Annotated in this window: 13 protein-coding genes; 8 read left to right on the top strand and 5 right to left on the bottom strand. The window is 70.2% G+C overall.

Going from position 1 to position 13292, the window contains the following annotated elements:
• The first annotated feature begins 2 nt into the window (after positions 1-2).
• From cheB to ACSVC7_RS11285, 7 genes are all read left to right on the top strand, one after another.
• A complete protein-coding gene (gene cheB, locus ACSVC7_RS11315; protein ID WP_448204669.1) occupies positions 3-1079 on the top strand; it encodes a chemotaxis-specific protein-glutamate methyltransferase CheB in 1077 nt (358 codons plus the stop codon).
• A 58-nt stretch (positions 1080-1137) separates the two neighbouring features.
• Positions 1138-1749, top strand: a complete 612-nt coding sequence (locus ACSVC7_RS11310; RefSeq protein ID WP_448204670.1) for a HEAT repeat domain-containing protein — start codon at positions 1138-1140, stop codon at positions 1747-1749.
• The gene (locus ACSVC7_RS11305) at positions 1750-2610 is read left to right on the top strand and encodes a CheR family methyltransferase (protein ID WP_448204671.1); all 861 of its coding nucleotides are present in this window, start codon (positions 1750-1752) and stop codon (positions 2608-2610) included.
• A 12-nt stretch (positions 2611-2622) separates the two neighbouring features.
• Positions 2623-3024, top strand: a complete 402-nt coding sequence (locus ACSVC7_RS11300) for a response regulator (RefSeq protein WP_448204672.1) — start codon at positions 2623-2625, stop codon at positions 3022-3024.
• Complete coding sequence (locus ACSVC7_RS11295; RefSeq protein WP_448204673.1) at positions 3021-5225, top strand: chemotaxis protein CheA; 2205 nt, start codon at positions 3021-3023, stop codon at positions 5223-5225. The genes ACSVC7_RS11300 and ACSVC7_RS11295 overlap by 4 nt, the downstream gene beginning before the upstream one ends.
• Positions 5225-5461 (top strand): hypothetical protein, encoded by a 237-nt coding sequence (locus ACSVC7_RS11290; protein ID WP_448204674.1) that lies wholly within the window; start codon positions 5225-5227, stop codon positions 5459-5461. Before ACSVC7_RS11295 ends, ACSVC7_RS11290 begins: the two co-directional genes overlap by 1 nt.
• Positions 5462-5544: 83 nt before the next feature.
• A complete protein-coding gene (locus ACSVC7_RS11285; RefSeq protein ID WP_448204675.1) occupies positions 5545-7221 on the top strand; it encodes a tetratricopeptide repeat protein in 1677 nt (558 codons plus the stop codon).
• A gap of 4 nt (positions 7222-7225) precedes the next feature.
• Here the strand turns inward: ACSVC7_RS11285 and ACSVC7_RS11280 are convergent, their stop codons facing one another.
• From ACSVC7_RS11280 to ACSVC7_RS11260, 5 genes are all read right to left on the bottom strand, one after another.
• The gene (locus tag ACSVC7_RS11280) at positions 7226-7624 is read right to left on the bottom strand and encodes a response regulator (protein WP_448204676.1); all 399 of its coding nucleotides are present in this window, start codon (positions 7622-7624) and stop codon (positions 7226-7228) included.
• Entirely contained in the window at positions 7621-9477 is a 1857-nt protein-coding gene (locus ACSVC7_RS11275; RefSeq protein WP_448204677.1) for a sensor histidine kinase, read from the bottom strand. The genes ACSVC7_RS11280 and ACSVC7_RS11275 overlap by 4 nt, the downstream gene beginning before the upstream one ends.
• A complete protein-coding gene (locus ACSVC7_RS11270) occupies positions 9458-10099 on the bottom strand; it encodes a chemotaxis protein CheX (RefSeq protein WP_448204678.1) in 642 nt (213 codons plus the stop codon). Before ACSVC7_RS11270 ends, ACSVC7_RS11275 begins: the two co-directional genes overlap by 20 nt.
• A 280-nt stretch (positions 10100-10379) precedes the next feature.
• The gene (argE, locus tag ACSVC7_RS11265) at positions 10380-11531 is read right to left on the bottom strand and encodes an acetylornithine deacetylase (RefSeq protein ID WP_448204679.1); all 1152 of its coding nucleotides are present in this window, start codon (positions 11529-11531) and stop codon (positions 10380-10382) included.
• A gap of 143 nt (positions 11532-11674) precedes the next feature.
• Positions 11675-12022 carry a hypothetical protein gene (locus tag ACSVC7_RS11260; RefSeq protein WP_448204680.1) on the bottom strand — a complete coding sequence of 116 codons (348 nt, stop codon included), beginning with the start codon at positions 12020-12022 and terminating at the stop codon, positions 11675-11677.
• A gap of 358 nt (positions 12023-12380) precedes the next feature.
• Between ACSVC7_RS11260 and ACSVC7_RS11255 the strand changes: the two genes are divergently transcribed.
• The gene (locus tag ACSVC7_RS11255) at positions 12381-12926 is read left to right on the top strand and encodes a DUF2934 domain-containing protein (protein WP_448204681.1); all 546 of its coding nucleotides are present in this window, start codon (positions 12381-12383) and stop codon (positions 12924-12926) included.
• The last annotated feature ends 366 nt before the right edge of the window (positions 12927-13292 follow it).

Raw genomic sequence — 13292 nt, 5'->3', positions numbered from 1 at the left:
CCATGGCGAAGGTCCTGGTCGTCGACGATTCGGCGCTGATGAGACGCCGCATCGCCAGCCTTCTCACGGAGGCCGGTTTCACGGTGGAAACCGCCGCCGATGGCTTGCGGGCGCTGGAGCTGCTGGCCTCCTTCGATCCAGACGTGGTCACGCTGGACGTGACTATGCCGGGCATGGACGGGCTGACCTGCCTGAAGCGCATCATGGTGGAGCGGCCGAAGCCGGTCGTCATGGTCTCCGCCCTGACCGCGGAGGGGGCGGATGTGACGCTGGAGGCGCTGCGGCTGGGGGCTGTGGAGGCCGTTCAGAAGCCAACCGGCCCCGGCAGCATCGGCCCCATCGCCGAGGAGCTGGTGGACACGGTGCGCGCCGCCTCCTCCTCGCGCCCGCGCCGGGTCCAGGGCCTGCGGGAACGCCTGCGGCTCACCCGCTCGCTGATCGCGGGGGAGGATTTCGTCGCACCGCCGGCCCCACGCACGGACGCCGACGCCAAGGCGGACTCCGAAGACGGGCTGGTGCTGATCGGCGTGTCCACCGGCGGCCCCCGCACGCTGGAGGACGTCCTGCCGGAGCTGCCGGCCGACTTTCCCTGGGCGGTCGTCGTCGCCCAGCACATGCCCCCGAACTTCACCGCCGCGCTCGCCCGCCGGCTGAACGACATCTGCGCCCTGTCGGTGGTCGAGGCGGCGGGGCCGACCCCGCTGCTTCCCGGCACCGTCTGCATCGCGCGGGGCGGGGCCGACGTGGAGATCGTCCGGCGCGGCGGGCGGACGCTCGCCCAGCCCGTGCCCATCAGGGCCGAGCGGAGCTGGCACCCCAACGTGGACCGGCTGGTGGACAGCGCCCTGCGCGTCGTGGCGCCGTCGCGGCTGGCGGGGGTTCTGCTGACCGGCATGGGCTACGACGGGGCGGCGTCGATGGCGGAGCTGCGGCGCCTCGGCGGGCACACCATCGCGGAATCGGAGGACAGCGCCGTGGTCTTCGGCATGCCGCAGGAGCTGATCCGGCGCGGCGGCGCGGAACTCGTCCTGCCGTCGGACCGCGTGGCGCAGCAGCTGGTGCGGTGGGTCAAGGGATAAGGCCCCGTCCCCCCTTTGGATGAGACGGGCTTTCGCGTGTTCGGATGGAGACGGTCACATGGCCCTGGTCAAGCCGCGCAAGATCAACGCCCCGCCTCCGGCGGAGGACACCGGCGATCCGCTGCCGCGGCTGGAGGACGCCGACCCCGCACACCGCCGCCGCGCGGCGCACGACCTCGCCGACCGGCCGGATGCGGCGCCCGCCCTCGCCGGACGGCTGGCGCGGGAGGAGGATCCCAGCGTCCGCGAAGCGCTGCTGACCAGCCTCGTCCGCATCGGCAGCGCGGAGGCCGCCGCGTCGCTCACCCCGCTCCTGGCGAGCGAGGATGTGGGACTGCGAAACGGGGTGATCGAAAGCCTCCAGCAGATGCCGGCGGCCGTCGTCCTGCCGCAGGTGGCGCCCGTGCTGCGCTCCGCGGACTCCGACCTGCGGATCTTCGCCGCCCAGCTGATCGGGCGCCTGCCGCATCCCGACCGGCTGCCGCTGCTGACCGGGGTGGTGGAGCACGACCCGCACGTCAACGTCTGCCTCGCCGCCGTGGAGGCACTGATGGAAGCCGGCCATCCGGAGGTGCTGCCGAGCCTGGAGCGGCTGGCCGCGCGCTTTCCGGACGACCCCTTCGTCGGATTCTCCGTCGATGCGGCGCGCCGCCTCTTCGCCGGGGCCTGAATGGCGGCTCCTCTCGACAAGGACGGCGCGCCGGGGCTCAGCCCGGCCGACTACGAGACCTTCTGCGGCTTCCTGCGGGAGCGCACCGGCCTGTCCTTCACCGAGGCCAAGCGCTACTACGTGGACCGCCGCGTGGCGGACCGCATGGCGGCGGTCGGCGCCGAGACCTTCCGCGACTACCTGAACCTGCTGCGCTTCCAGGCGTCCGGCGAGGAGTTGCAGCATCTCGTCAACGTCATGACCGTCAACGAGACCTACTTCTTCCGCGAGAAGTACCAGCTCGATTGCCTGGTCAACGCCGCACTCGACGAGGTGGTGCGCGGGCGCCGGCCCGGCGAGCGCGTGCGCATCTGGTCGGCCGGCTGCGCCACGGGGGAGGAACCCTATTCCATCGCCATCATGCTGCTGGAACACTGGCGCAAGGTGGACGAGTATGAGATCGAGCTGTACGCCTCCGACATCGACAGCCGGGTCCTCGCCCGCGCGCGCGAGGGGGTCTACGAGGAACGGTCGCTGCAGGGCCTGCCGCGCGAGCTGGTGGCGAAATACTTCACCCGCATCGACGAGCGCCGCTGGCAGATCATGGAGGAATTGCGGGAGTCCATCGACTTTTCGCTGGTCAACATCACCGATCCCAAGCAGGTGGCCCCGTTCCGCGACCTCGACGTGATCTTCTGCCGCAACCTGCTGATCTACTTCGACGATCTGGGCCGGCGGCAGGCGGCGTCGATGTTCTACGAGGCACTGTCGCCCTGCGGCTTCGTCTGCCTCGGCCATTCGGAGAGCATGAGCCGCATGTCCTCCCTCTTCGTGCCGCGCCGGTTCCCCGACGCGATCCTCTACCAGAAGCCCCAGGGATAAGGAGGCGGCCCGGTGAACACAACAGACAGCGAAAGGCGCCGCGTGCTGGTGGTGGACGACGCGGCCACGGTGCGGGCCTACAGCCGGCAGGTTCTGGAGGCGGACGGCTTCGCGGTGGACGAGGCGATCAACGGCATCGACGGGCTGGAGCACGCGCTCGCCAACCCGCCGGACCTGCTGATCGTGGACATCAACATGCAGAAGATGGACGGCTACGCCATGCTGCGCCGGCTGCGGCAGGAACCGTCCCTGCGCGACGTGCCCGCCGTGATGATCAGCACCGAGGCCAAGGACAGCGACCGCGAGAAGGCCCTGCTGGCCGGCGCCAACTGGTACTTCGTGAAGCCGGTGCGCCCCGCCGACCTGACGGCGGCGGCCCGCCTGCTGACCGGACGCGGGGAGGGCGAGCCATGAGCACCCTGTTCGACCAGTTCGTGCTGGAGGCGCGGGAACTGCTGGACGCCGCCGGGGCGAGCCTGCTGCGGCTGGAGCGCGCGCCCTCGGACAAAGCGGTCGTCAACGACCTGTTCCGCGCCCTGCACACGCTGAAGGGCGCCACCGGCCTGTTCGACATGGCCCCCTTCACGCGGCTGGTCCACGCGGGCGAGGACGCGCTGATGGCGGTGCGCGAGGGCCGCGCCACGGTGACGGTCCAGCTCGCCGACCGCCTGCTGCACCTGCTCGACCTCGGCGCGCGCTGGGTCGACCATCTGGAGGCCGAACAGACCCTGCCCGACGGCGCCGAGGCCATGGCGCGCGAGCATGAAACGCTCCTGCGCGCCGCCCTCGGCGGGACGGCGGAGGGTGCGGTGACGGCTCCCGACGGCGCCTTCGCCTGGGTGGAGGAACTGACCGACGCGGAACGGCGGCCCCTCGGCGGGCGAACCGTCACTGCCGTGACCTACGACCCGAACGCCGACTGCTTCTTCAGCGGGGACGACCCCCTGGACCTGTGCCGCCGGATTCCGGATCTGCTGCTGCTGCGGATCGAGCCGGCCGCCCCCTGGCCGCCCCTGGCGGAGGTTGACCCCTACCGCTGCGCGTTGCGCTTCCGCGCGCTCAGCGCCGCGCCGCAGGACGAGGTGGCGCGGATCTTCCGCTCCGTGCCCGATCAGGTGCGCGTTGCGACGCTGACCGTGGCGGCGCTTCCACCCCCGCAGGAAACGTCCGGCGGCGGTCTTGCCGAGGCGATGCTGAGGGAGCAGGCGCGCATCCTGACGCTCGGCGGCAGCGAGGCGGAGATCGAGGGCCGGCGGGCTTCCGTGCTGCGCGCCGTCCGCAGCATCCTGACGGCGACCGGGCGCGAGGTGGAAGGCGGCGCCCTGGACGCCGCAGCGCAGGACCCGGAGTCGCTCCGGCGCATCGTCGAGGCGCTGGCCGCCGGTGTTCCTCCGGCGCCAGCGGAGACTCCCACGCTGGCCGCAGCCCCGCCCGGCCGCCGCGCCCTGCGCGTCGATGCGGAGCGCATGGACCGGCTGATGACGCTGGTCGGCGAGCTGGTCGTCGCCAAGGGCCGCCTGCCGTACCTCGCCCGCGAGGCTCAGGACGGGCAGCGCGCCGACGCCCTGGCCCAGGGAATCAAGGAGGCGCAAGGCCAGATCGACGCCATCGTCGGCGAGTTGCAGGACGCCGTGCTGCGCCTGCGCGTCCTGCCCCTGTCGCGCGTGTTCGAACCGCTGCCGCGCCTTGTGCGCGACGCCGCGCGGCGGCTCGGCAAGTCGGTGGACCTGCACCTTTCCGGCGGCGAGACGGAGGCCGACAAGGACATCCTCGACATCCTGGGCGAACCGCTTCTGCACCTTGTCCGCAACAGCCTGGACCACGGCGTCGAGCCGCCGTCCGTCCGCCGCGCCGCCGGAAAGCCGGAAACGGCGCAGATCCGCGTGCAGGCTTCCCAGGACCGCGACGGCGTGGTGGTCGAGGTGGCGGACGACGGCGCCGGCATCGACACGGCTGCCGTGCGCCGCAAGGCGGTCGCGCGCGGGCAGCTCACGGAAGAGCAGGCGGCGGCCCTGACCGATGACGAGGCCCTGCGGCTGGTCTTCCTTCCGGGGCTCAGCACCGCCGAGGACGTGACGGACCTGTCCGGCCGCGGCGTCGGCATGGACGCGGTGCGCAGCGCGGTGGAACAGGCCGGCGGGCGGGTGGAGATCGCCTCCACGCCGGGAGCCGGCACGCGCGTCCGGCTGATCCTGCCCGCGACCATGATGATCACCCGCGTGATGATGGTGGAGACGGCCGGCGCCCTCTACGGCTTTCCCGTCACGCTGGTCACCGGCATGCAGCGCGTCCCGGTCGGCGCGATCCGGCGGGTCAAGCACGCGGAGAGCGTCGTCCTGTTCGACAGCGTGCTTCCGCTGCTGCGCTTGCGCCGCCTGCTCGGCCTGCCCGACGATGACCGGGACCGGGGCCGGATCCGCGAGGGCGAGGCCGTTCTGGTCGTCGATCTCGGCGGGCAGCGTGTGGGTCTGGTGGTGGACGCCTTCCGCGAGCGCGCCGACGTGGTGCTGAGGCCGATGACCGGCGTGCTGGCCCGGCTGCGCGGCTATGCCGGCACGGCGGTGCTGGGCGACGGGCGCCTTCTGCTGGTCCTCAACCTTCGGGAGCTTCTGTGATGCCGATCCGGTTCGAGGACCGCACCGCCCGCTTCGACGGCCCCTGCACGGTGGACGAGGCGATCCCGCTCGCCGAATGGCTGGAGGCGACACACGGCGCCCGCGTGGATCTTGGGCGCTGCACCGGCCTGCACACGGCACTGCTGCAAGTGCTGATGGCCGCACGGGTCTCCGTGGCGGCGGAACCCGAGGACGCCTTCCTGAAGGGCTGGGTGATGCCGGTGCTGCGCCGGTAGAGGACGGCGCGGCGCGCAAATGTGCGGAGTGTGGTGTATACCATCCGGCGGACAAGCCGCACCGTTACGGAGCCTTCCGCGTCATGCCCACCATCGCCGAAGCCCTGCGGATCGCGGTGGATCTGCACCAGCGCAACCGGCTGGCGGAGGCCGCCGAGCTTTACCAGCGCATTCTGGAGGCCGACCCGTCGGTGGCGGACGCGTGGCACTTGCTGGGGGTGCTTCTGCATCAGACGGGTCAGCATGGGCAGGCGACGGAGCTGATCGCGGCGGCGATTGCCCGCGATCCCGGCTGCGCCGCCTACCACGACAATCTCGGCTCGGCCTGCCGCGCGCTGGGTCAGGCGGAGCGCGCGGCCGCCTGCCACCGGCGCGCCGTGGCGCTCGACCCGGAGGCCGTGAAGCCGCTCGGCAACCTGGGCAACGCGCTTCTGGACGCGCGCCGGGGCGGGGAGGCCATCATCGCCTTCCGCCGCGCGGTGCGTCTGACGCCGGGGCAGGAAAGCCTTCTCCTGCGGCTGGCCGATGCCCTGCAAAGCGGCGGAGCGGCGGCGGAGGCGGTGCCTCTCTACCGGCGGCTTCTGGCGGTCCAGCCCGGGCGGCCCGACCTGCTGTACCGGCTGGGGATCGGAACGCTGGCCCTGTCCCGCCTGCCGGATTCGACGCTCGGCACCGCGCGCGGTCTGGTGGACGTCGTGTTGATGCGGGATGCGGTTGCGTGCCTGGACAAGGCCGCGCGCGGCGGCCATGCGGAGGCGTGGGGGAACCTGTTCGGGACGGCTCTCCTCGCCATACAGAACGGCATCCTGGACGACGCGACGCTGAGCTTGGCCGCCCTGGCGGGGCGCCGCCGCCTGATGGCGCAGCCGCGCGACACGGCGGCGCTGTCGGTGGTGTGCTACGACCTGTATCGCCGCAAGCGGCTGGATCTGGCGGAGCGGTACTATCGCAAGCACGCGCGCCACGCCACGCCGGAGGAGGTCGCGACCGACTTCGAACTGCTGCTGTGGATGCTCGTCAAGGGGACGGACCGGTTCTACGCGGCGTTGGGCGGCTATGAATCGCGGATGTTCGCGACGGCGGTCCGGCGGACCCTCACGCCACCGCGCGACCACGACCGTCCGGTGGTGCTGGTGGGCTGCGACGACGGCTATTGGAGACGCTTCGGCGGCGACTTCGTGGCGAGCTGGCGCCGGCACGCCGGGCACTGCGCCCTGCATCTGCACCTGATCAACCCGTCGGAAGACACGGCGGCCGCCCTGATGGATCTGGCGGAGGCGGAAGGCGGCCGGATGTCATGCTCCCGCGAGGACCTGGACCTGGGCGGCGTGCCCGAGACGGTGCGGAAGACCTACTTCGCGTCGGCACGCTTCGCGGTGGCGCGCGGCCTGCTGCGCGACGGCGGCCCGCCGGTCGTGCAGGTCGATGTGGACGCCCTGTTCCTGAAGGACCCGGCGGCGGCGATGGCGGATTGGTCCGCCTGGGACGTCGCCTTCCTGCAGGACCGGCGCGGGCGCGGCCCGATGAGGGACGTGCTGGCCGGCTTCATGGCCTTCAACGGCACCCCGGCCGGCCGGGCGTTCCTGGACATGGTGGTGGCCTACATCGGCTGGCATTTCGACCAGGGGCAGGTCTACTGGATGCTGGATCAGGCCGCCCCCTACGGCGTGCAGGACTGGATGCGGCGGTCCGGCTCGCCCCTGTCCGCGGTCTGGCACGATTTCGAAAGCTTTCCCTACTTCCACTTCCTGCCGAAGTGAACGCTCAGGAAAACAGCTCCATCGTGTCGGGCATCGGACCCGGCGCCTTGCCGTCCAGGATGGCGCGGACGGCCTCCACGGCGGCGACCAGCGAGGCCTGGGAGAAGGGCTTGGGCAGGCAGCCGATGCCGTATTCGCGGCTGGGCTCCACCTCCTCCCGGTAGGAGGTGACGAACAGGCAGGCGATGCCCTGTGCGGTCATCTGGCGCGCGGCGTCGATGCCGCTGGAGCCCTGGGCCAGATGGATGTCCACCAGCGCCAGTTCCGGCTTCACCTCCTGGGCCAAGGCGATGGCCTTCTCGGCCGTCGAGGCCGGCCCATGCACCTCGTGCCCGGCGGATTCCAGGTAGAAGGTCTGCTCCATGGCGATCAGAACTTCGTCCTCGACGAGAAGGATCCTCATCCGTTGAACTCCGCCGCACTGTCTTCCAGCATCGGGTTGCGAATCGGCGCCACCGTCAGCGCGATGCGGAAGGAGGTTCCACGGTCCACCGGCATCAGGCTGACCGTGGCGTCGATCTGGCCGGTCAGGCTGGTGATCAGCCGCATGCCGAGGCTGCGCGATTTGCGCATGTCGAAATCGGGGGGAAGGCCCGGCCCGCGGTCGGTCACCACCAGCTCCACGCCCTCTCCGGCGCGGTGAAGCTCCACCAGGATGTTCGCCGGCTCTTGGCCGCGGTGCTTGATGGCGTTGGTGACCAGCTCGTTGGCGATCAGGCCGAGCGGGGCGGCCTGATCGATGGGCAGGTCGACGCGGTCGGCGCGCACCTTGATCTCGCCCAGCGTGCCGCCGCCCGACGCCCGCGACAGGTCGCTGCACAGCTCGTTGAGGTAGCTGCCGAACTCGATGGTCTGGAACTGCTCGGTCTGGTACAGGCGGCTGTGCACCCGCGCGATGGCGTCGATGCGGCTGCGCGCGTCCTGGAAATGGATGCGCTCGGCGGCGCCGGTCAGGCTGAGGGTTTGCAGGGTCAGCAGGCTGGAGACCAGCTGCAGGCTGTTCTTCACCCGGTGGTTCACCTCGCGCAGCAGGGTGGACTTCTGGCCCACCAGCTTGCGCAGGGTCGCCTCCATCGACTTGATCTCGGTCACGTCGATGTGCATCAGCACCGCCCCGCCGAACGGCCCGGCGGCCATGGGTGCGGCGAGGCAGCGGAACCAGCGCTGGCCGTCCCCCGACAGGCCGGGATACTCGATGGACAGCGGCGGGCCGCCCTGCTGGAGCAGGCCGCGCAGCCCTTCGATCAGCGCGTCGGCGTGTTCGGCGCCGTTGCGGGTGGAGGCGCAGGCCTCCAGGTAGTTGTCGCCGATGACGGAGCCGTCGCCGAGGAAGCCCGCCTCCGGCCCGCTGTCCGCCCAGGCCTTGTTGACCGAAATGATGTGCCCGCCGTGGTCGAGCACCGCGATGTGCGCCGGCAGCGCGTCCAGGGTCGCCTTGGTCTGCTCGGCCAGCTGGCGCATGGCGAGCGCGTTGGCCTTCAGCTCCTCGCGGGTGCGGCGGCGCTCGGTGATGTCGCGCAGGACGCCGGTGACGAAGCGGCGGCCTTCCGACTCCCAGCGGGCGAGCGACACTTCCAGGTCGATGCGCGATCCGTCGCGCTTGCGGCCGATCAGCTCGACCGGGGGCGGGCGCCCGGACGGGTCGTTGTCCAGCAGGCCGGTCCAGTCGGGGCTGCCCTCCGCCAGGACGAGGCCGATGCTCTGCCCGATCAGCTCGTCGGGACGGTAGCCGAACTGGCGCGCGGCGGCCCCGTTCGCCCACTGCACGACGCCGCGCGTGTCGGTGGTGACGATGGCGTCCGGGGCGGTGTCCACGATGGCGCGGTAGCGGGCGTCGCGATGTTCGCGCAGCACCCGTTCCCGGTTCACCACGGCGGTGACGTCGGTGACGTGGATCACGCAGTAGGATGCGTTCCCAACCGACAGCGGGCGGAGCACCACATTGTGGACCATGCGGCGGCCATCGGCGCAGCGCAGCGGGAACAGCACCGGGTTCAGCGTGTGCGACAGGACGCCCGGCGCGCCCGTGTCCAGAACGTCGCGGATGGCCGTGTGCAGCCGCGAGTCGCGGAGCGTGGGCAGGGCGTCCACCAGTTCCCGGCCATGGATGGCGGCGGAGGTGAGGTCCGACGCCTTCTCCATCCAGCCGTTCCAGAACTGCACGCGGCCGTGGCGGTCCAGCACCACCACGCCGGCGTCCAGCGCGTCCAGAATCCCTTCCAGCCAGGGAAGCCGCTTAAGATCGTTCGGTTCCATAGGGCATTCCGGAAGCGATTCGCTCAATGAATCCATGGATGAGCCCTTTCAGCGACTCCAGCGACGACAGGCCCATCAGCAAGGCGATGTAACCCCGGATGCTCCGGCTGCGAATCAGGAAGTCGATATAGAGAAACATCACCAGTTCGTCGGAGTTCTGATCGGGCGCCTGAAAAATCCGGTCGCTGTCGCCGCGCATGACGTTGGGCAGCGAGATGTCCAGGTTGTTCTTCAGCGTGTTGGCCATCACCACCAGGCAGCCGTTCAGGATGATGTTGCCGATTTCGGCCAGCGCGTCCTGTTCGAGATCGACGATCTCCTCCAGGCTCAACTCGCGGCCGAGCACGGCGCGCGCCAGCTCCAGGCTGTTGGTCTCCGGGAAGATCAGCAGGGCGCGGCCGGAGAAGGCGCCGCTGAACTGCTGTTCGACCGCGACGAGGCTCGTCCGCTCGCGCGCGGCGAGCAGGCGGGCGGCGTCGCACCGGCTGACGATGTCCACCGACGGCACGGACAGCAGGACCTGGTCCGACACCATGCGGCTGAGGTGGGTCGCCGCGCGTCCGACGCCCATGTTCACCAGCTCGGTCAACGCATCGCGTTCCAGGTCGGTCAGGTCCACCATCACCGGCGCTCCACGTCCTTACGGTTGCGCCGCGCATTCGACGCTCAAGGCAATGTGCGACAGGAGTGCTGTAAAAGTCTCTCCCGTCAATGGCATATGCCGAATATCGGAGTGCTTTAGGCAATTCAGCCGTGCGTTGTCGCGCCGCCTTGCCTCAGTCCATTCCGTCGGTTGTGCCTTGCCGGTTTATAACGTTCGTATACGGGCATTCTTTTCCTTGTTCGCCGGTGACCGGTTGAACTGCCGAAGCATTCGGGTGGCGGCCGGGCGGAGCCCTTCTTTACGCGGCCAGACGGCGGATCAGACCCCGCAGGAACTGCTCGCAAGCGGTCACCTGGGCGACGTCGATGTACTCGTTCGGCTGGTGCGCCTGGTCGATGGAGCCCGGACCGCAGAGAACGGTGGACAGGCCGGCCTCCTGGAACTGCCCGGCTTCCGCTGCGAAGGACACCATGGCCGTGTCGTTGCGCCCGGTCAGCGCGTGGCAGAGCTGCGCGGCCGGCCCGGTCGGCTCCGGCGCCAGTCCGGGGACGCCGGCCAGTTGCTCCGTCCGGATGTCGCAGTCGGGGTTGATTCGGCGCATCTCGGCGCGCAGCCGCTCGCATTCCGCCTCGAACCGGTCTCGGTAGCGGGTCCAGTCGTCGCCGGGCAGCGGCCGGATGTCCCAGACGAAGGAACAGTGGCGCGCGGTGATGTTGGCCGCCGTTCCGCCCTCGATGGTGCCGACGTGCAGCGTCGTGAAGGGCGGGTCGAAGGGGCAGGCGGCGTCGGCCGCGGCGACGTTCTCCGCCCCCATGTCGGCGATGAACTGCACCAGCCGCGCGGCGACCATCACCGCGCTGACGCCCCGGTCGATCTGGGAGGAGTGGACCTCGTGCCCCGTCACCACCGTGCGCAGCACGTAGCAGCCCTTGTGCGCCAGCACGACGCCCATGGAGGTCGGCTCCCCCACGATCACGGCGCCGGGGCGCGGCAGCTCGGCCACCATCCGGTCGATCATGGCGGGGGCGCCGATGCAGCCGACCTCCTCGTCGTAGGACAGGGCGAGGTGCAGCGGGCGCTTCAGCCCGGCCTCCAGCATCTCCGGCAGCAGGGCGAGCGCCACGGCGGGAAAGCTCTTCATGTCGGCGGTGCCGCGCCCGTAGAGGCGGCCGTCGCGCTCCACCAGCGTGAAGGGGTCGGTGTCCCAGGGCTGGCCGTCCACGGGCACCACGTCGGTGTGGGCGGACAGCACGATGCCGCCTTCCGCCATCGGCCCGATGGTGGCGTAGAGGTTCGCCTTGGCGCCGTCGGCGCTGGGGACGATCCGGCTTTCGACACCATGACCGGCGAGATGGTCCCTGACCCAGTCGATCAGCGCCATGTTGGAGCGGCGCGACACCGTATCGAACCCGACCAGTCGGGCGATCATCGCCTTCGAGCTGTCCTGCACCCTGAAACGTCCGTTCCGTGCGGCGGCCCGGCGATGGCGGGCGCCTGTGTTATTCTTTAGACGCTAAACACTGGGCGTTGCCGTTCGTGTTGTCAAATGCGTCAGCCCCGCCATGCGGCCGGCACGGGCTGGTCCGACGGCCCTTACGCCGCGGACCAGATCTTTTCGGTCAGCACCGTGCGCACGAGCGTCAGCGCGCTTTCCGCGCTTTCGCGGCCGTCCAGCTTGGCGGCCAGCGTCTCGATCTGCTGGGCGGGCACGGTGGAGCGCATGCGGCGCACCGTGTCGGTCAGGTGACGCTTGGCGAAGCGCGCCTGGTTGCCGCATTCCGACAGGGCCTGGAACGCCTGCCGGCGAGTCGCCGCGTCGCGCCCGGCGCTGGCCGCCGAGGCCCGCTCGGCCGCTGCCGTCAGATCGTTGTTGGCCTGGAGATAATTGGTGATCGCTTCGGTCAGGATCCGGTTGGCTTGCAGCAAGGGATCAAGGGGCATGCGATGGACTCTTTGCCTTATTTCGTTGGCGTCGGGCCGTGCCGGCCCAATCCCAAGGAGCGTTGCGGAAGGCTAGAATCAGTTCTCGCCAAGGATCAACCCGGCGAAGTGTCCTATGCAAGCCCGCAAGTCCGTCAGCGCCCGCACCCCTTCCCCATGACCTACCACGAACTGCCGCGGTCCGTTGCGGGCGGAGAGGTAAATCCATAGGATCATAGGATTTAAGCAGCGGTTTTTTTGTATGTGGTCATCTGTCACATAAGCCGGGAACTCGGCGGCCCGACCATCGTTTTTCTGTGGCGTCGTTTTTCTGTGGCGTCGTTGTGTCTGCGGCCAAAGCCCAAGTGGAGACTGAAGAATGCAAGGCGATCGCGAGGAACGCATCCGCCACCGCGCTTACGAGATTTGGGAGCGCGAGGGGCAACCGGAGGGGCGCGGGGACGCCCATTGGGCGCAGGCGTGCGCCGAGATCGACGCGGAGGATCGGGCGGCCAGCGCCTCCGACTCCGACGCCGGAATCGTGAAGGCCGGAATCGTGAAAAAGGTGGTGCGCCGCACCCGGAAGGCCGCCGAGGAGGCGCTCGGTGCCGGCCTGAACGCCGTGGTCGACGTGGTGGAGGAGGCTCTGGCCCCCAAGAAGCCCCGCGCCCGCAAGGCCAAGGGAGAGGCGGCCCCCGCCGACAAGCCGTCGAAGGCGGCCCCCAAGGGCGAAGCCGCCAAGCCGGCCCCGAAGCCCGCGCCGAAGGCTGCGGCGAAGAAGAGCCAGCTGCCCGTGGTCGACACCGGCTCGCACGCCCTGGCCAAGACCGACCTGATGGACGACGCGGAAAAGGCCGTGAAGCCGGCCCGCGGAAAGGCCCGCCGCAAGGCGCCCGCCGGCCAGAACACCGAAGCCGCGCATTGAGGGCAGGTTCCCTCTCCCGCCGGGGAGAGTTCCAGCACGGCAAGTGCCTGAGCGAAAAGAAAAGCCCTTCTCCCCTTGGGGGAGAAGGGTTGGGATGAGGGGTCGTTACGCCCGGTAGGGCGGAAAAAAGAGTTTCCAGCCGGCTTTGCCGGCCTCCCACCCTCACCCCAACCACGCTTGCCGGCGAACGCCTTCGGCGTCCTCCGGCGGCGCGCCCCTCAAGGGAGAGGGGTTATTTTTCTAGGGGGAGGGGCTGCTTTTATTAGGGCGTGTCGTCAGTTAGGGGATTCCCAGCGGGCGGAATGCGTGATTCATAGAGCGTCGGCTGACGGGAGGGCCGACCGATGCGACGCTATGCTTTGCGCG

This window comes from Azospirillum mesophilum, assembly GCF_053470405.2.
Note: the sequence above shows the minus strand (reverse complement) of the source record. Positions and strands in the feature narration are given on the sequence as shown.

Excerpts from the sequence above, each read along its gene's own strand:
- ACSVC7_RS11295 (WP_448204673.1), top strand. The coding sequence starts at position 3,021 with ATGAGCACCCTGTTCGACCAGTTCGTGCTGGAGGCGCGGGAACTGCTG.
- ACSVC7_RS11305 (WP_448204671.1), top strand. The coding sequence starts at position 1,750 with ATGGCGGCTCCTCTCGACAAGGACGGCGCGCCGGGGCTCAGCCCGGCC.
- cheB (WP_448204669.1), top strand. The coding sequence starts at position 3 with ATGGCGAAGGTCCTGGTCGTCGACGATTCGGCGCTGATGAGACGCCGC.
- ACSVC7_RS11285 (WP_448204675.1), top strand. The coding sequence starts at position 5,545 with ATGCCCACCATCGCCGAAGCCCTGCGGATCGCGGTGGATCTGCACCAG.
- ACSVC7_RS11280 (WP_448204676.1), bottom strand. The coding sequence starts at position 7,624 with ATGAGGATCCTTCTCGTCGAGGACGAAGTTCTGATCGCCATGGAGCAG.
- ACSVC7_RS11255 (WP_448204681.1), top strand. The coding sequence starts at position 12,381 with ATGCAAGGCGATCGCGAGGAACGCATCCGCCACCGCGCTTACGAGATT.
- ACSVC7_RS11310 (WP_448204670.1), top strand. The coding sequence starts at position 1,138 with ATGGCCCTGGTCAAGCCGCGCAAGATCAACGCCCCGCCTCCGGCGGAG.
- ACSVC7_RS11290 (WP_448204674.1), top strand. The coding sequence starts at position 5,225 with ATGCCGATCCGGTTCGAGGACCGCACCGCCCGCTTCGACGGCCCCTGC.
- ACSVC7_RS11260 (WP_448204680.1), bottom strand. The coding sequence starts at position 12,022 with ATGCCCCTTGATCCCTTGCTGCAAGCCAACCGGATCCTGACCGAAGCG.
- ACSVC7_RS11270 (WP_448204678.1), bottom strand. The coding sequence starts at position 10,099 with ATGGTGGACCTGACCGACCTGGAACGCGATGCGTTGACCGAGCTGGTG.
- ACSVC7_RS11275 (WP_448204677.1), bottom strand. The coding sequence starts at position 9,477 with ATGGAACCGAACGATCTTAAGCGGCTTCCCTGGCTGGAAGGGATTCTG.